This is a genomic window from Alicyclobacillus fastidiosus, from assembly GCF_026651875.1.
In the GTDB taxonomy this organism is placed as follows: Bacteria; Bacillota; Bacilli; order Alicyclobacillales; family Alicyclobacillaceae; genus Alicyclobacillus; species Alicyclobacillus fastidiosus.
This window is the reverse complement of record NZ_CP104067.1, coordinates 4,975,241-4,992,119: the sequence shown is the minus strand read 5'-3', so window position 1 is coordinate 4,992,119 and position 16,879 is coordinate 4,975,241. Positions and strand designations below refer to the sequence as shown.

17 protein-coding genes are annotated in these 16,879 nt (G+C 45.9%); 16 read left to right on the top strand and 1 reads right to left on the bottom strand.

Going from position 1 to position 16,879, the window contains the following annotated elements; translation table 11 throughout:
* The first annotated feature begins 23 nt into the window (after positions 1–23).
* A complete protein-coding gene (locus NZD89_RS24375) occupies positions 24–800 on the top strand; it encodes a DUF2268 domain-containing putative Zn-dependent protease (RefSeq protein WP_268005264.1) in 777 nt (258 codons plus the stop codon).
* A 252-nt stretch (positions 801–1,052) separates the two neighbouring features.
* Here NZD89_RS24375 and NZD89_RS24370 read toward each other — a convergent pair whose 3' ends face one another.
* Positions 1,053–2,054, bottom strand: a complete 1,002-nt coding sequence (locus tag NZD89_RS24370) for an FUSC family protein (protein WP_268005263.1) — start codon at positions 2,052–2,054, stop codon at positions 1,053–1,055.
* Positions 2,055–2,662: 608 nt separating this feature from the next.
* Between NZD89_RS24370 and NZD89_RS24365 the strand changes: the two genes are divergently transcribed.
* The 15 genes from NZD89_RS24365 (at position 2,663) to desA (ending at position 16,665) form a co-directional block, all read left to right on the top strand.
* Complete coding sequence (locus tag NZD89_RS24365; RefSeq protein WP_431308647.1) at positions 2,663–3,184, top strand: DinB family protein; 522 nt, start codon at positions 2,663–2,665, stop codon at positions 3,182–3,184.
* 757 nt (positions 3,185–3,941) lie between these two features.
* On the top strand, positions 3,942–5,432 hold the full coding sequence (gene istA, locus NZD89_RS24360; RefSeq protein WP_268004194.1) for an IS21 family transposase: 1,491 nt from the start codon (positions 3,942–3,944) through the stop codon (positions 5,430–5,432).
* The gene (istB, locus tag NZD89_RS24355) at positions 5,419–6,159 is read left to right on the top strand and encodes an IS21-like element helper ATPase IstB (protein WP_268004193.1); all 741 of its coding nucleotides are present in this window, start codon (positions 5,419–5,421) and stop codon (positions 6,157–6,159) included. Before istA ends, istB begins: the two co-directional genes overlap by 14 nt.
* A 202-nt stretch (positions 6,160–6,361) precedes the next feature.
* Positions 6,362–8,167, top strand: coding sequence for a group II intron reverse transcriptase/maturase (ltrA, locus tag NZD89_RS24350; protein ID WP_268005262.1), 1,806 nt, complete (start codon positions 6,362–6,364; stop codon positions 8,165–8,167).
* Between the two features lie 182 nt (positions 8,168–8,349).
* Positions 8,350–8,913, top strand: a complete 564-nt coding sequence (locus NZD89_RS24345; RefSeq protein WP_268005261.1) for a GNAT family N-acetyltransferase — start codon at positions 8,350–8,352, stop codon at positions 8,911–8,913.
* Between the two features lie 534 nt (positions 8,914–9,447).
* Positions 9,448–10,143 (top strand): MBL fold metallo-hydrolase, encoded by a 696-nt coding sequence (locus NZD89_RS24340; protein WP_268005260.1) that lies wholly within the window; start codon positions 9,448–9,450, stop codon positions 10,141–10,143.
* Positions 10,144–10,158: 15 nt separating this feature from the next.
* A complete protein-coding gene (locus NZD89_RS24335; RefSeq protein ID WP_268005259.1) occupies positions 10,159–10,755 on the top strand; it encodes a TetR/AcrR family transcriptional regulator in 597 nt (198 codons plus the stop codon).
* Positions 10,752–11,105: a DUF4260 domain-containing protein gene (locus NZD89_RS29875; RefSeq protein WP_369125222.1), complete on the top strand. Its 354-nt coding sequence runs from the start codon at positions 10,752–10,754 to the stop codon at positions 11,103–11,105. The genes NZD89_RS24335 and NZD89_RS29875 overlap by 4 nt, the downstream gene beginning before the upstream one ends.
* Positions 11,106–11,260: 155 nt before the next feature.
* Positions 11,261–11,800: a GNAT family N-acetyltransferase gene (locus NZD89_RS24330; RefSeq protein ID WP_268005258.1), complete on the top strand. Its 540-nt coding sequence runs from the start codon at positions 11,261–11,263 to the stop codon at positions 11,798–11,800.
* 267 nt (positions 11,801–12,067) lie between these two features.
* A complete protein-coding gene (locus NZD89_RS24325) occupies positions 12,068–12,862 on the top strand; it encodes a class I SAM-dependent methyltransferase (protein WP_268005257.1) in 795 nt (264 codons plus the stop codon).
* A gap of 183 nt (positions 12,863–13,045) precedes the next feature.
* Positions 13,046–13,594 (top strand): DNA topology modulation protein, encoded by a 549-nt coding sequence (locus NZD89_RS24320; RefSeq protein ID WP_268005256.1) that lies wholly within the window; start codon positions 13,046–13,048, stop codon positions 13,592–13,594.
* 1 nt (position 13,595) lies between these two features.
* Positions 13,596–14,084, top strand: coding sequence for an NUDIX hydrolase (locus tag NZD89_RS24315; RefSeq protein WP_268005255.1), 489 nt, complete (start codon positions 13,596–13,598; stop codon positions 14,082–14,084).
* 930 nt (positions 14,085–15,014) lie between these two features.
* Positions 15,015–15,209: a cold-shock protein gene (locus tag NZD89_RS24310; protein WP_268005254.1), complete on the top strand. Its 195-nt coding sequence runs from the start codon at positions 15,015–15,017 to the stop codon at positions 15,207–15,209.
* A gap of 113 nt (positions 15,210–15,322) precedes the next feature.
* Positions 15,323–15,505 (top strand): cold-inducible protein YdjO-related protein, encoded by a 183-nt coding sequence (locus NZD89_RS24305; RefSeq protein ID WP_268005253.1) that lies wholly within the window; start codon positions 15,323–15,325, stop codon positions 15,503–15,505.
* 140 nt (positions 15,506–15,645) lie between these two features.
* Entirely contained in the window at positions 15,646–16,665 is a 1,020-nt protein-coding gene (gene desA, locus NZD89_RS24300) for a Delta(5) desaturase DesA (protein ID WP_268005252.1), read from the top strand.
* The last annotated feature ends 214 nt before the right edge of the window (positions 16,666–16,879 follow it).

Genomic DNA, 16,879 nt, shown 5'->3' with positions numbered 1-16,879 from the left:
GTGAAGGATACGGAGATGTTTTCATGATAAAGGTATTTAACTACATCGCAGAGCTCATACACGTTGATGATGATACGCTTGCTAATACTTTGGATGGATTGAGTGATGAACTTAGTAAAAATCAGCCGTATCCGTTTAATTTTTTCGTTCAAGCAAGTATACGTAATGCAGTCAAGCCGTTTGTTTCCGAGTCAACACGAGATGGGAGATTGCAACGATTAATGAACTTTGATTTGAAGAAGGTTGCAGAGGAAAGTTGTGAACGCGTTTCCACTCTTTTACCTTCACCAATCGAAGATATTGAAGTCCATATTTTCCCTGCCTTCGACAGAGGTGGAGGTTGCACTATTGCTCCAGGCAAAGTATTTGTGAGTGTCAAGATTGATGATCTCGCCCCAGTAATAATTCAACGGAATTTTGCACACGAATACAGTCACAGTGTTCGTATGACCCAAAAACCACAAGCCGCGGAGCATCGTTATGGCGAAGAGATCCCATACACAGTTAGGGATTATCTCGTTTTTGAAGGTTTAGCAATGGTATGCAGTGACATTTTGTATCCAGCCCAGATCTCTCCGATCGAATTGTCCGAAGCGGATGAGGATGCATGGTGGAACGAGGCTAATCTAGATGCTGTTGGTGGTGAAGCATATGTAAATTACATTGGTCAAAGGGCTTACGAAATTGGAAGTCGTATTATAAGAGCCTATATGCAAAATCAAGGTGTATCTGTTCTGGAAGCCCATTACGTTACCGATCGCGAACTCTATTGGAATAGCGGTTACAATAAAATTAGGTGAAATGACAGCGTAGCAGCCGTTCTGAACAAACGGGGCGCATCTAGAATATCGGTGCGCCCTTGTCTTGTGTATGAACATGCATTTTTGAAGCAAAGTCGTTACTCAGCTATCGGGCAGTTATGTTGAAGAAGGAGTAGTGCCCAATGGAGATAGCTCACTACCATTTGACGTCGACACGGAATCGCGAAGAATTGATGCCATTCGCACGATGTCCGCTATTTCATCATAGCTCTAAGGGATTCTAGGAGTTCATTATACCTTCGACCGGTCTGTGAATCCTCGTAACGCGTTGATGATTTCTTTTAGCTCATGTTCTGATACATCCGGTTGAAATGCAACAATTGGGCTGTTTGAGGCTGTGGACGGCATGCTTACCGCATCGCTTTCAGAAGATGAATCGTCGTATATATAAGCTGGGACCTCTGTAGCCAGGCTCCGCACGCGGTTGCTCCATTGCACGCGCTCCATTTGGTTCATGTTATCAGTGAAAGTACGCACCAAAGTGACGAAGTGTATGCACCCGTCGCGAAGCCGGTGACACCGGTTCGTTAATTTGTCCAGGTCGGCCCTACGAACATAAACCAGAAACGGTGCACCCTGTTCGACGTTCTTGAGGGACTCTGTGATCTGATCTACATCATCCAACAGTGCGTTTAACTTTCCCGCAGTATTTCGGATGGTGTTGGGCAAGTTTTTCTGCAACAAATCGGCGACTAGATTGGCAGTTCCGACTAAGTTTTGCACCACTTTATCGATGGCTTGCTGCGTTTTTTTCAAGGTGTTCGGCGGAAATAGGAACAGGATGAATACGACACTTACCGCTGCGCCAATTAACGTATCTTTCGCCCTGTCCCATGCGTACCCTGACGAGTGATTTTCGAAGTACAAAACGAACAAGATACTAAGGGCAACTTGGTGAATGAGCAGATCATTGGCGCGAAACAACTTCATCAACGCAGTACTCACCAGTAGGGCGAGCGCAAGGGACCACGCGGTTACTGGGAGCGACTTCGCAAACAAATCCATCAGGAGAACTCCGATAACAGTACCGAGGGAGCGATACAGAGCGAAACGAAGCGACTGTCCCACCGTCGCCTGTAGGCAAAGGATAAACGTTAATGGACCCAAATAAGGATGCTTCGATCCGGTCAAACGGGCCAACTCCCACACAATAGCGGAACCGAGCGCCATCTTCCAGATGATAGCAGATTGCTCGAGAAAGATAATCATACCTTGGTTTGCGTGGTTGTTCACAAGCTGCTCCTCCCATATGAGCGTCTACATATCGCTCCTTCGATACGAGTATTTCCAATTAATGACCAAGCGAACCAGGTGACCTTTCATCAGCGATAGAGCGTGTTCTCGTGGATAATATCGACCGAATCCTGAGCATCTGAGTATTGTCGTTCACGAGTATGTTTATAATCCTAATCGCGAGGCGGCGTTCTCTCTAAACATTTCTCCATCCCTATATATCGACTTACTGTCATAACACTTCTATGGCAAGTTATCCGGATGATATCACGCTCACCTGCGCCCGCAGCTGCAGATGACGTCGCAAATCCTGCTCTCAAGCTGGGCCCAGCATACTGTGTTGAATCGTCCCTGAAGACTCCACCATTCTCTTTACAATATTGGCTATGGATTTATCAGACATTCTACGAGATCATTCAATACGGACATGGTGTTATCCGTTCTTAACTAACGGGGTGATAATTCTGAATTATTTACCTGCGATTGTTGTATACGTATTCAGTTCATCCGGTAGCACAGAAATGTCACTCTCGGGCAGTTTAGCCCAGTAAATATGACAATTAACAATATTCACCGAAGGTATATACACAAACATGTGAGGTGTAGATATGTCTGACACGAACCTATTCAAAATAAGAGATATTGAAGGCTTTTCTCCACAAATTGGGCGACTGGTTTCCATGATGAACTACGTACGGTTCACCACATTATCAGCAGTGCAAGGTTTGAGTACGGAGCAACTGGATTATTTGCCTGATGAAAACAGTAACTCGATTGGGGCGTTGCTGCTGCACATTGCGGCGGTAGAATTGGGGTTTCAAATCGAAATTTTTGATGGACGTAAGCCAAATGAGACCGAGGTAGCTAAATGGGGAGCTGCTTATGGACTTGGAGAACAGGCACGAAAAGAAGTCAAAGGTAAACCATTGGAATTCTATATTGAAGAAATGACAGCGGTTCGAAACGGAACCCTAGCGGAGTTCAAGGAACGACAAGATGATTGGTTAACCATCGAGCGACAATGGGACGGTAATCCCTCAAACAATCATTTCATTTGGTTTCACGTGTTCGAAGATGAGATCAATCATCGAGGGCAAATTCGCATACTTCGAAAGAGGCTGCCATTCTAAGAATAAACGCGCCTGTGCAAGGGGCGATGGGACGATGGTTTGTGTCGCTAACGCGGGATTAAGCGACAGTATGTTCTGGGCAGTTTAGTTCAGTGCGCCATGAGGCGCTATGTATTGAAGCCGCAACAGTGCGGTTGGCGGGTACCTCATCCCGCCAAGGCTAGGATGGCATGCGTTGGGTTTGAGCAAGCCCAGGGTGTGAAGCCCATCTAACAATGTACCCGTGAGGGAGAATCGACCTCCCAAGATGCGGGGCTAGCCTCGAAGAACTGCTATGGTCAGCGAAAGCGAAGCCATGTCTGAAGCGTGGTCAACTGCAACACTCGAAATCGTCGGATGATACGAGTGGTTGGAATGAGCGTGGCACCCTTGAACTTGGTGTCCCGACCCGGACTCTCCGGTGGTCAGGGTCAGTATAGAGGTGCAACTCCCTGAATCTTCCCCGCGTATAGTGGCGACCTAAGGCAGCGAGACAACGCATAGCGAACATGGGAACCGTTACATTCGTCCCAAACAGGATGGACAGCTACGTTGAAGTGAATGCAACGGGACGGAGGAATCGTAGTAGTCCTGTGTATGGTCAAATAAAAATGGAGGTTTCGATCATCAGAAATTCCCTGATCTAATCATTAAGAAATCCTTGCTGATGTCATCAGGAAATCCCTGATCTGATCTGGAAATTTCCCTGGTGTATCTCTCCTAATTGTGTCATTTGCTTCTTACAATCCTCTTTGTAGAAATGCGAGGAGGAGAAAGGATGACGATGAGTATGGAGCAGATTCACCGGATCAAGGAACTGCAACTCCAAGAGAAAGGAGCGTATCAGATTGCAAAGGAATTGGGGCTAGATCCCAAGACCGTTCGGAAATACATGAAGCAGGAGGACTTCTCCCCAAGGCTGCCTGTGCCAGTGTCTAAGCCATCCAAGTTGGATCCCTACAAGCCAACCATTGATGCATGGCTTCTTCAAGATGCTAAAAATCGGTACAAGCAACGTCATACGGGGAAGCGAGTATATGACCGACTCGTGAAAAAGTTTCCGGAGTTCAACTGTTCGTACCCGACCGTGAACCGATACGTGACCGCATTTCGTCAACGCCAGCACCTTAGTAAGAAGGGCTATCTTGAACTTCAGTGGCATCCTGGAGAGGCTCAGGCTGATTTTGGTGAATGTGATGTGATTGTAAACGGCGTGCGACGCGTTACGAAGTATCTGGTGGTATCTTTCCCGCATAGCAATGCAGGATTTGTTCAGTGCTTTCTCGGTGAAACTGCTGAATGCTTATGCCAAGGATTAATGGACGTCTTTTATCATATTGAGGGTGTTCCGTCACGACTTGTGATTGACAATGCCACAGCAGCCGGCAGGCGAATTGGAGAGCTAGTTCGCCTTACACAGTTGTTTAAGCGATTCCAAGCCCATTTCGGATTTGAGATTACATTCTGCAATCCGAATAGCGGTCATGAAAAAGGAAATGTGGAGAACAAGGTTGGTTACGCTCGGAGAAATTACATGGTTCCCCTACCATCCAAAGTGTCATTGCATGAGTGGAACACTGAATTATTCGAACTATGCGATTTGGATAATAGCCGCGAGCACTACAAGAAAGGAGTACCTATCTGCGAGTTGTTTGAGAAGGACAAGGAAGCCATGCGAGCACTCCCAAACGCGCCGTTTGAATCTTGCCGATATGGGCATGTAAAGACCAACGGCTATGGCAAGTTCATACTTGATGGCAAGCACACTTATTCTTCCTCGCCGCTGTATGCAGACCGGGAGATTATTGTCCGGATCGGCGCACATTTCATTGAACCACTTGATGAAGCGGGTGACGTTATCTCTCGCCACGAAAGGGAGTTCGGTACAGAGCGGACAGACACAGTCGACTGGTTAACGATGCTAGATCAATTGATTGTAAAACCAGGAGCATGGCGAAACAGCCTGATGCGTAGCCAAATGTCCTACGAGGTTCGTGATTACATGGATGAGCAGGACAGGAGTGGGTTACGGCAAGCGTTACGCCTCATGAAGGATTTGTCTAACCAATATGGCTTGGACGTTGCGGTGACTTCGATACAGGAAGCAATTGTTCGCAAACGCACACAAGGCATTGAGGTCAATGCAGCAGTTGTTGCGGCTCGGATTGCTCACTACGGTCTGGATACGCCAGGGGAGCCTGGACCCGACATGAGCCAGTATGATGTTTTACTACCCGCATTCGGAGGTGAAGTGCATGGACCGCAGTGAGATACGACTAGAAATCTCACAATACTGCCGACAATTAATCCTGAGTCAGAATGCGGTACGGTTATGCGATTTAGAAGCTACGCCAAGACAGGAGGAGTTTCTACATAAGGTGTTCCGGGAGGAATTGGAGCACCGCGAGCGTCAGCGGAGAATTCGTTTATTTCAACGAGCTGCGTTCCCTGTACGAAAAACGCTGGAGGGGTACGAATTCAGTTCACTTCGCCTGCCCTCTACCTTGTCCCTGGATGAACTGACTTCGTGTCAGTTTGTCCAGGAGAAAAAGAACCTCGTTCTGTATGGTCCTGTCGGCACTGGTAAGACACACCTTGCCATTGCCTTAGGAACGAAAGCGTGTGAGATGGGAATTGTTACGAGGTTTTTCACCGCAGCATCCCTGGTGACACGACTGAGCGAGAGCAAACGCGCTGGATCTTTAGAACGCATAATGAAGGAACTAGAAAAGGCTCAGCTTGTGGTCATTGATGAGTGGGGTTACCTTCCGATGGACCGTGAAGAGGCGCAGCTATTATTTCAAGTGGTTGCAGCTAGTTACGAGAGACGAAGTTTGGTGATCACCACGAATCTGGAGTTCTCCAAATGGGGCGGTATTTTCACGGATGACCAGATGGCTGCTGCAATGATTGACCGTCTGGCGCACCATGGACAACTTGTTGTGTTTGAGGGAGAAAGCTACCGACTAAAACACGCATTGATGCGGCAAAAATGACCCAAACAGAACTGGAAATACACCAGGGAATTCTCGTGATAATACCAGGGGATTTTAGTTGATCACACCAGGGAAAAATCGATGATTACACCAAGGAAAAAGTGATGATAAAACCAGGGAAATCTTCTTGACAAAACACAAGTAGTCCGAGATGGATAATGACCATTACATGGCGAAGGGTTCCAGTTTGAAGTAGGTGCGCGTGAGTAAAGTAGGGCTCCCCCATAAGGGAGTGATTGCGATTTCTACCATCACTCAATCCTCCGCACAGGAGAGAAAGAGATTCGAAACACAAGCGCGCCTTGCACGCAGGTCTTTGGCACAACGACCATTCTCAAGACTGCATCACTTACTGAGATGGAATGTCTGGATTGATCTCTCCATTGCGAGAGTACTGAGAAACTCGGGTGCACAAACAGCCGGCGTAGACCACAAGACAAAATGGGATTATGCCACACAAGAGGCTTGGCAAAAGCTTCGGGAAGATGTGAAACAAGCACTCCGACTGTACGCATCGAGTCCAGTCCGGAGGGTGTACATCCCGAAGAGCCACAAGCCGCATGAAAAGAGGCCGCTTGGCATTCCAACCATTGTCGATCGCGTGGCCCAAGATGTTGTCCGCAGCATTCTAGAGCCGATTTACGAAGGCAAACAGCACCCACACAGTTATGGGTTCCGACCATACCGTTGCACCCACCATGCCATTGAACGCATTCGCTTTCTCATCGGTCGGCACCGCTACTGCTGGGTGATTGAACTCGACATTAAAGGATTCTTCGACAACGTAGACCATGAAATCCTGCTAAGTATCTTACGACGGAACGTTCACGACCGCCGTCTGATACGGGTCATCCGCAACATGCTCAAAGCAGGCCTCGTCTACGAGGGAGAATTTGAAGAGACAGAGCTCGGCACACCGCAGGGCGGCATTGTGAGCCCGTTGCTTGGGAATGTGTATCTGAATGAACTGGACGAATTCATTGCAAACAAATACGAATACCTGTCGCCTCGCGAACGACGAAAAGCGCAAATTCCCTGCTACATCGTGAGATACGCAGACGATGCAGTGATTCTCTGCAGGAGCAAAGAACACGCCGAGATACTGAAAGAAGAAGTTGCTCAGTTCTTAAATGAAAAACTTCGGCTTCAGCTGTCTGCAGAAAAGACACTGATAACTCATGCAGATGCCGGTCTTGATTTCCTCGGATTCAACATCCGACGATGGAAACGGCAGGGGCAAGAGCGAGTACTCGTTAAACCGAGCCGTAAGTCAATTCAGCGATTCAAGCGAATGATGGCCAAAGATTCGCGGGCATTCTGGATGGCCCCAGGTCCGGCAGTTGTCGCCACGTTGAACCGAAAAATCCGAGGCTTCGCGGAGTACTTCCGACGAGGGAATTCAAAAGATACCTTTCTGACCCTCGACTCTTATCTGTGGTGGTTAGTGTTCCAACGACTCAAACAAAGAACAAGAGAGCCGCCGGGCGTTGTGGCTAGACGGAACCAACACCGCTACAACGAAGCCGCCAACCTTCCATACCACAGAAAATCCACAGCGAAACACTTTGGGTTCAAGGACAGCGATGGAAATGTACACATGCTCGATAAGTTTGGGTTCTACAAGATAGAGTATCCGGATAAATGCTCTCAAAGGAATCCATATGTTTCTGAAGACCGAGAATGGCTTGATGGGAACCGTAAACTTCGAGCAACGATGAAAGTCCAGCGAGCCAGATACATAGCGAGATTGTACGGACTACCGGAAAATTGGGTGTATTACCGGCAATCTGTGATGAATCGGCAGAATGAGCGATGCGCGGTGTGTGCTTGTAAACTGACGGCACGCAACGTATACGTTGATTATTGGCCCGGAATTGCAGGAGATGTGTGGGGTAATAAGGAATCCATACCAGACTACTTCGTAGCCTTATGTCTGCCCTGCCATAGGCGACAACAGCGGCGGCGAAACAGAATTGTCACGGGTCAGACCGAACCATGTGCAACCTAAGACTACTTCAAATGGAGAGCCGGATGCGTTGAAAGGCGCAAGTCCGGTTCGGGGAAGGGCTCGGGCGTCCAACTACCTCCTGAAGGAGGTGGGTCGGCCCGGGCCTATTCTACATATGGAATATCTCAAAATTTATACTAAAATTGTTATGCAAAAGAATTTCTGATAGGAGGTCGTCAGGAATGGCAAGGGTACAGCTGGTTTCACATGATTTATCTTTTGCAGAACGAATGTGGGAGTTAGTATCAAACCCAAAGATTAAAGATGTTCTTGGCATTCCCGACGAATCCGTAAAAGATACACGGAACTTTATTCAGTGGATTACTCAGGAAGAACAAAACGGCAATCAGCTTTCCAGGGTTATTCTTAACGAAAATGGTGAATTTATTGGCGTGACTACCTTAATGTCCATTAATCGAGAACGGAAACGATGTCACGTAGGTACATGGATTGGGCAAGAGTATTGGGGAATGGGTTACAATCACGCATCTAAAATTGAAATTCTGAAGATAGCGTTTCAAGAACTTGGACTGGTCCACGTTTTGGCAGGAGCACGAAAAACTAATATTCGTTCGCAAAAAGCACAGGAAAAACTGCCGTATATTCGTTTAAATGTTGAAGATCAATTTCCAGACGAGCATGAGTTCTTGGAGAACAAAGAGCAACAACCTTGTGTACTTCATGCCTTTTTTAAAAACGACTTTGAAAAATACGTAAAAGAAAATGCTTCTAGTCTACAAATTTGAGTTGGTGGGGTGCGTGTTCACATTATAAGGGGGCCCCTGTCGTATGAATATGCGTTTGGGTGCTTATCGCCGTCTTGCGCTCTTGGGCAGGAGTCTGCAGTAGTGACTCTACCTGTGAAACTGATAGAGATTCTATCTTAATTTCCTTCCGAACGAGGCTGATCCAATGGTTAGCGCATTTACCCGACTGGCTCCAGTTTGCTACAACTGCAAATCCATTCTTGACGCAACTGACGTGCACTAGTGAAACATCAATGAACGACGACGGTTCACCCCTAGACAAGGTATGGAGAATACCTGTTGGGAATGAACCCGCCTAGTTTTCTTACACACATAACGACGCATTTACACTAAACAGGCAATCTGTCGCTAAAAGACAGCACAATAAATATTCTTGAAATAACGAGCCGTTTTAAGAGTTCTTTATGGATCGACATTCAGAACGCAAACATCCTTGACAAAACTAATAGTGTTAGTTAAATTGTAAACATCGTTAGCTTTAATTGAACCTAGAAAGACAGAGGTGAATGTGTAATGCGAATGATTAAACAGGGACATTTGTATCAACTGACGTTTCTTCCGAGTGTTTTCCCCGTGAATTGCTATTTTGTGGAGGAAGAGGATGGATTGACACTGATCGATGCCGCGCTTCCGAACAGTGCAGATGGAATTGCCACTGCCGCTAGGAAGGTGGAAAAAGCAATTCGTCGCATCGTTCTCACCCATGCTCACTCCGACCATATCGGGGCACTGGATAAATTAAAACAAATGTTTCCGGATGTTCCCGTCTATATCTCCCGCCGTGACGCTCGTTTATTGACCGGCGATCGTACGCTTGATGCGAGCGAACCAGGTACCCCTATTAGAGGAGGCGTTCCCAAGCCACATACCATCAAAACAACGCCAGACGTGCTTTTGGATGATGGAAGCAGGGTTGGATCGCTTCTTGCCATTTGGACACCTGGGCATACCCCTGGTTCAATGTCCTTCCTCGATACGCGAACTCAGTTTTTGATTGCCGGGGATGCTTTTCAAACGAGAGGTGGTTTTGCTGTAACAGGACAACTGAGACCCTTGTTTCCGTTTCCTGCTATGGCTACTTGGAACAAAGAGTTAGGTATGGAAAGCGCCCGCAAAATACGTGAATATCAACCCGAATTACTTGCCGTTGGACATGGAAACATGATAGCTCAGCCAGTGGAGCTCATTGATAGAGCCCTTGAACTTTAATATGGAGGAATCGACATGTCGCAACGAACAAGAATTGATTTGCCAACCATCCTGAAAGCTGCTACCGAGATCGTCGATTCTCAAGGTCTGGAATCCCTCGGCTTGGCGACTCTCGCTCAGAAGCTGGGGATCCGTTCGCCTTCTTTGTACAATCATATCGATGGACTTCCTGGTTTACGCATTGAACTCGCCATACACGGATGTAATCTGCTGAATTCCGTGATAACGCGGGCAGCGATTGGAAAATCCGGTGACAATGCCGTTTACGCTTTAGCAGAAGAGTATTTGGCGTTCGCTCGATCCCATCCGGGGCTATATGAAGCGGTTCAGCGAGTCTCCGACCCGCAGGAAGAGCAATGGCAGCAAGCAGCGAGAAGGTTAGTCGAAACTGTCGTTCAAGTGTTTCAGCATTACGGATTGGACGACTATACCTCCATTCATGCTGTACGCAGTTTTCGCAGCATGGTGCACGGATTCATCTCATTAGAACGAAATGAGGGGTTCAAAATGCCCATCAGTGTGGATGATAGCTACCGTTTTCTCATCGACACATTTCTTCTGGGACTGCATTCGAAAATGCAAGCTGCACAGTGCGCAGGCGAACTGGAATGAATAACATGAGAACATCGTTGCGGTTGGAGTCGCTTGTGGTCGTTTTTGTTAGTATGTGGTTTTATCATGACCACCATTTCCCATGGTCAACATTTTTCGAATTGGTACTATTACCGGATTTGGATATGTTGGGTTATTGTTTCGGCTCAAGAGTAGGGGCACGATGCTACAATCATTTTCACACATACGTGTTCCCATTGTTGTGTATTGGCATTGGGTTAATGTTAGAGAATTCTATCTGGGCTATGCTTGGACCGATATGGACTGCGCACATAGCGATTGATCGCTCGTTAGGATTTGGATTGAAATATCAAGACAATTCCAAGAAAACTCATCTGGGACAGGTCTAGGCAGACTCACAACGATAAATTACATTTGTGACTAAAACGTGGGTTACCTTTTGCTAGCCTTCTTGGACAAACGGGGGCTTATGCGACAGATCATGCATGAGTCCTTATTGCATTGAGATGGGCAGTTTAACGACAAAACATTGGAGGTGTTGTCATTGGGCAGTAGTTGGACGATTCGAAAGGCGGTTCTAGAAGACGCCATGGGTGTTGCGAAAGTTCACGTTGACAGTTGGAGAACCACGTACAGCGGAATCGTAAACGACGAGTTTTTAGCGAGTCTATCCTATGAAAAATGTGAAGAACGATTGCGAAACCGTATTGCAAAAAATTCTAATGAATACGCCATGTTCGTTGCCGAAGATGAGGAAGGACAGATTATTGGTTTTGCAGATGGAGGCAGAGAACGTTCTGGAGACTCTACATACGACGGGGAATTGTATGCAATTTATTTGCTAAAGGAGCATCAACGGAAGGGAGTTGGCAAACTACTTTTCCATCACGTTGTGTCGCATCTTGCCTCTAGCCACTTTCATACAATGCTGATATGGGTATTAAACGATAACCCATCGCGTTATTTTTATGAATCTATGGGCGGGCGGTTAGTACGCGAGCAAAGTATTCAAATTGGAGAACAACAGCTACAGGAGTCTGCTTATGGATGGCGTAACCTCATGTCGCTTCGAGAACAGTTGTGAACCAATTGCGAAGTTTCATACTGTCGTTATCGGGGGTATAAATCCCATAAGTTCTGTTACTTGAAGTTGCATGAACATGCAGCGATTGAGGACCGGGCGTTGTTGTACTATTGGGCAGTTTAACCGAATAGCGATTCATTTAAATTTGAATAGTGCGTTCAAAGATATAGATCATTGAAGAAGTAATTTAGAAAAATGATTGACGGCCCACTTTCAAATGTTACGATGATTCAGTCTGTTTTGCACATTGAACTGGGAGGTATCTGTATGCAAGAACAGCTGTCTCGTGCCAACAAAGTCGCGTGGGAAACAAGAGCATATCAGGCTTGGACTCGAAGCCTTGGGACACCCAGTGAGCACGCTCAAAATCTAAAAACGGATTGTAGGCACCCTCTGCGTCATTGGTTAAAGTATATTGGCGATCCATCAGGCAAGCGAGTCCTTAACCTCCTCGGCTCACATGGGTCAAAAGCGATTTGCCTAGCTTTACTAGGTGCTGATGTGACTGTGGTAGATATATCGGAAGAAAATCGGTTATACGCGACACAAGTTGCGGCTGCCGCAGGTGTCGGACTGAACTATATCTGTTCAGATGTACTGAGTATCCCCAAAGAAAGTGAGCTGGGAGAATTCGATATCGTGTTGATGGAGTTCGGGATATTACATTACTTCTCCGATTTATCCCCGCTTTTTTCCTTGGTTAGTCGCAGATTATTATCTGGTGGTCGACTGATTTTAACTGACTTCCATCCATTTTCCCGTAAGATGCTGGACTACAGAGATGGGGTCTTAGAAACAAAACCAGATGCAAACTACTTTGATGATGCCATTATGGAGGGCGGGCTTGCTTACGTTGATCTTCTGCCCGAAGAAGACCGTTATGATTTGCCCAAGTGTTTATTACGATTTTGGACGGCTGGTGAAATTATAACCGCTGTGGCATCTCAAGGACTATTTATACGGACGTTTGAGGAAATACCAAGTTCCAGCCCGAAATTCCCTCAGTTTTTTACAATTGTTGCAGATAAAGAAGATGTGCGGTTATCTCCACTATATATCTAGTATTAAAGCCTCCGTTGTTAAACAAACGGCGGCTTTTAGCGAAAATGCGCGCGAGCGCTCCTCTGCATACAAATACAGCGGTTATAGGGAACCTTTTATAGCGTTCTCGGGCAGAAGTGTTCAATAGCCACTCTATTACGATTATTGGTAAATCTGAGGCTTTGATACACGAGGAGGTACGCGATGAGAAAGATCGCTGTACTTGGTTCTGGCGGTTCTGGAAAGTCCGTATTAGCTCGAAAACTGGGTGAGATCACCAAAATCCCTGTGTATCATTTGGATGCGTTGTACTGGAAACCTGGATGGACTCCAACACCTTACGACGAATGGCGGAGTTTACAGACCAAACTGGTCAAGAATGATGAATGGATTATCGATGGAATGTATGCAAAGTCGTTGGACATTAGAGCGGCAGCAGCCGACACCATCATATATCTGGATTTTCCTAGCTGGCTAACGACGTACAGGGTAATCAAGAGAGGTATTAGTCTGTACGGAACTACTAGACCCGACCTTGCTGAGGGATGTCCAGAAAAGGTTAGCTGGCAATTTATAAAGTTCGTTTGGGGATTCCGAAAGAACAGACGCCCAAGTGTTTTAGCGAAAATCAACAGCCTTTCAGGAAAAAACGTATTTATTTTAAAGAACCCGAGTGAAGTTGATAAATTCATCAGAAAAGTTGAAATTGGTTCGGTGGAACACACAGATTACTACAGTACCAGGAGGTCGTGAAATGGCATTTCCAACGCACATAGTAGCCGTAGGTGGAATTGTAGAAGATGGACACGGCAACATTCTTTTGGTAAAAACACGTGACGGTGGATGGGTATTCCCAGGTGGACAGGTTGAAGTCGGGGAAAATCTGATAGACGCCTTGAGTCGAGAAATCAAAGAGGAAAGTGGTATCAATACAACCGTCAGTCATCTAATCGGAATTTATTCGAATACAGCTATACATAAATGGTATGACGGTGTAACTGATGTTCCCACGAAGTTAATGTTGGACTTTGTATGTAAGCCCGTGGGTGGTGAATTAAGCGTATCTGACGAAACAACCGATAGCCGATGGGTTGCAAGAGACCAAGTACTTGACTTAATTACCGCACCAGCTATCCGTACTCGATTTCGAGCTTACTTGGATTTTGACGGAACGACGACGTACATGGAGTATGTGACCAAACCAGAGTTTCAAATCAAAAATCGGACTGGTGTATCGAGATAGATTAGTTTTTCCTTGTTGAACTATTGGGGATTAATTCAAGAAGGACTGCTTCTCAAATTGAAATGTTTATTCATTTTGATGAATGATTAACCGGACATCTTGGCGTCCATGTCTCGTATTACGGTAAAACCAGACTAGAGAATCTGTCTTTGTCCACAAGGCTAAACTGTTTCAAAGTCTGAGTCCGGGATGGGATACGATAGAAGACGCAAACCGATCCTGGTCGTGTTATATAAAATGTTCGGAATGGCGAGTTCTCCCCTGGTTTTCAGAGTTCAATCGGTGCATAAGGATCGTGTAACCATAAGTTGGCCGGGTGTCGAAATGAGGGTCATAAGTTGGCCGAGAGTACAAAAATCACCTGCTTTTGAACATCGATTCGCCGGGCCCATTACGATTTCACCGCGTTGAGGACACCAGTCGTATGAAATAACTGATCTGGTTCTGTTAAAAAGCCTGGCTACACAAGGACCGTTGTCTTCATGCACTGGTTTGGCCAACTTATGGTTTAACGTCTGGCCAACTTATGAGTAAAGTCACATATGGACCAGAATTCTGGTCCATATTACATTTTAAGCTGACTGATACCGGACTGCTTGGACGGGGGGTAATTTCAAACGAGAGTATATGAGGGCCTATGCAGGTTGGGAATTAAACAACATTTAGGCTTGTACACTGCGAGTCTTGGGTCACAACAAATCCTGGTTTTGAACGCATAAATTTTATACGGTCTGAAAAGTTGCAATTTACCGACTTGATATCCCTATTGATATCGTGTAGCATAAAGTCATGTTCACGAGCCATCGTCGTGCATGTGTATAACATATTGAGCCGTTCTTTCTGCGCCTCATGTGGGAGCAGAACAGGACGGCTTTCATGTTTTTGTAGCTGAACAATCACTTTGCTCACGGAGCATTCGGAGGGATTTTTTTGAATCAGGGAATCGTAAAATGGTTTAACTCAGAAAAAGGATTTGGGTTTATTGAAGTTGAAGGCGGGGAAGATGTATTTGTGCATTTCAGCGCAATTCAAGGAAATGGATACAGGTCCCTTGAGGAAGGTCAACGTGTAACATTTGACATTGTACAAGGGCCCAAAGGGCCTCAAGCTGCTAACGTTGCGTAAATTATGAACTGGCGGGACTGTCCTTTATGTGTCATTGTGACTTCAAGGACCGTCCCGTTTTCTGTCACTCGAATCGTGTACCTTAATTACTCGAGCACGGGGGCGGTCTGTAAATGAACCACTTTAATAATAGAAAGAGGCCAACTATAGAACACGTCTACGCTGAGACGATTATATGGCAGTGTTCAGGCTGTAGTTGCTGGTCAAGGAAAGAGTTCGTTCATGTAGAGCAACCCGTGTGCCCTATATGTAAGAGTGAGATGAAGCGAGAAGCAAAAGTCATCCGTATAGAATAATCTGCAGATGTGACGACTTTAGTCCCCTATATCATAGATCGGTTAAACCTTCGGCTCGAATCTCCCCAATCACTCGTCTCTGAATTGCATCCGCAAAGTGCTGGAACTGTTCAATATTCGTGTTGAACCAAGGGAGGAAGATGTTTATAAATACCCATTATGAACAATACAATTGGAAAAAAGACATTGCACTTTATCAGAGGTCAAACATTAAAAAGAGTTTATGGCAGCTCACCAACACCATCGTTCCTTTCTTTGTACTATGGTTCTTGGCTTATATAAGCTTTTCCGTATCTGTGTGGATAACACTTGCCATAACAGTTCCAGCAGCATGTTTTTTGGTGCGAACTTTCATCATATTTCACGACTGCTGTCATCATTCATTCTTCAAGAACCGATGGGCCAATGAGCTTGTTGGAATATTTACAGGTTTGCTTACTTTCTTCCCATATCACCAATGGAAGTACGAACACGGTGTTCATCACGCAGGCAATGGAAATTTGAACCGGAGAGGCGCTGGTGATATTACGACTTTAACCGTAGATGAATACCTTACACTATCTACCTTTAGACAGATACTTTATCGATTGTATAGAAATCCGTTTGTTATGTTTGGCCTGGGGCCCATTTTTCTCCTCCTAATTCGATATCGATTGAATCGAAAAGGGGCTGGCCGGAGAGAACGATTCAATACTCATATGACTACTACGGCTCTTGTCGGGATGGCAGGACTATCTTGTTGGGGATTTGGTTGGGAACGATTTTTAATTATTGAGGGACCGATTCTGTACCTTGCAGGGATGGCGGGTATTTGGCTGTTTTATGTTCAACACCAATTTGAAGACAGCTACTTCGAAAAGGAAGAGAATTGGGACTATGCGACTGCGGCTCTACACGGCAGCTCATTTTACAAACTACCCAAAATATTGCAGTGGCTCACAGGTAACATCGGCTTTCACCACATTCACCATCTCGGTCCTCGTATTCCAAACTATAATCTGCAACCGCTCTTTCAGAGCAAACCGTATCTTCAAGATGTTCCAACTATCGGATTGCTTTCTAGTTTGCGCTCTCTTCGATACCGAGTTTGGGATGAGCAGAGCAAAAAATTTATTGGATTCAGAGGTGTTGTGGGACTGAAATCCAAGTCGAATATATAAGCTTATCCCCAAACATGTGTAACCCCCTAGATTTCCTGGGGGCTATCACTCAATAGGCATCGCCACCTACTGCACGCTCCACCACCTGTATAACCGCAATACGCTCGCGCTAACAGGAGAACAGCAGGAAAATCACAAGAATACCACAGCCACGACTATATCCACCAAATGCACCCATTTTTGTCTGCTTGACAGAGCATGTTGGTCAAGAAGC

Excerpts from the sequence above, each read along its gene's own strand:
- NZD89_RS24375 (WP_268005264.1), top strand. The coding sequence starts at position 24 with ATGATAAAGGTATTTAACTACATCGCAGAGCTCATACACGTTGATGAT.
- NZD89_RS24365 (WP_431308647.1), top strand. The coding sequence starts at position 2,663 with ATGTCTGACACGAACCTATTCAAAATAAGAGATATTGAAGGCTTTTCT.
- istA (WP_268004194.1), top strand. The coding sequence starts at position 3,942 with ATGACGATGAGTATGGAGCAGATTCACCGGATCAAGGAACTGCAACTC.
- istB (WP_268004193.1), top strand. The coding sequence starts at position 5,419 with ATGGACCGCAGTGAGATACGACTAGAAATCTCACAATACTGCCGACAA.
- NZD89_RS24345 (WP_268005261.1), top strand. The coding sequence starts at position 8,350 with ATGGCAAGGGTACAGCTGGTTTCACATGATTTATCTTTTGCAGAACGA.
- NZD89_RS24340 (WP_268005260.1), top strand. The coding sequence starts at position 9,448 with ATGCGAATGATTAAACAGGGACATTTGTATCAACTGACGTTTCTTCCG.
- NZD89_RS24335 (WP_268005259.1), top strand. The coding sequence starts at position 10,159 with ATGTCGCAACGAACAAGAATTGATTTGCCAACCATCCTGAAAGCTGCT.
- NZD89_RS29875 (WP_369125222.1), top strand. The coding sequence starts at position 10,752 with ATGAATAACATGAGAACATCGTTGCGGTTGGAGTCGCTTGTGGTCGTT.
- NZD89_RS24325 (WP_268005257.1), top strand. The coding sequence starts at position 12,068 with ATGCAAGAACAGCTGTCTCGTGCCAACAAAGTCGCGTGGGAAACAAGA.
- NZD89_RS24320 (WP_268005256.1), top strand. The coding sequence starts at position 13,046 with ATGAGAAAGATCGCTGTACTTGGTTCTGGCGGTTCTGGAAAGTCCGTA.
- NZD89_RS24315 (WP_268005255.1), top strand. The coding sequence starts at position 13,596 with ATGGCATTTCCAACGCACATAGTAGCCGTAGGTGGAATTGTAGAAGAT.
- NZD89_RS24305 (WP_268005253.1), top strand. The coding sequence starts at position 15,323 with ATGAACCACTTTAATAATAGAAAGAGGCCAACTATAGAACACGTCTAC.
- desA (WP_268005252.1), top strand. The coding sequence starts at position 15,646 with ATGTTTATAAATACCCATTATGAACAATACAATTGGAAAAAAGACATT.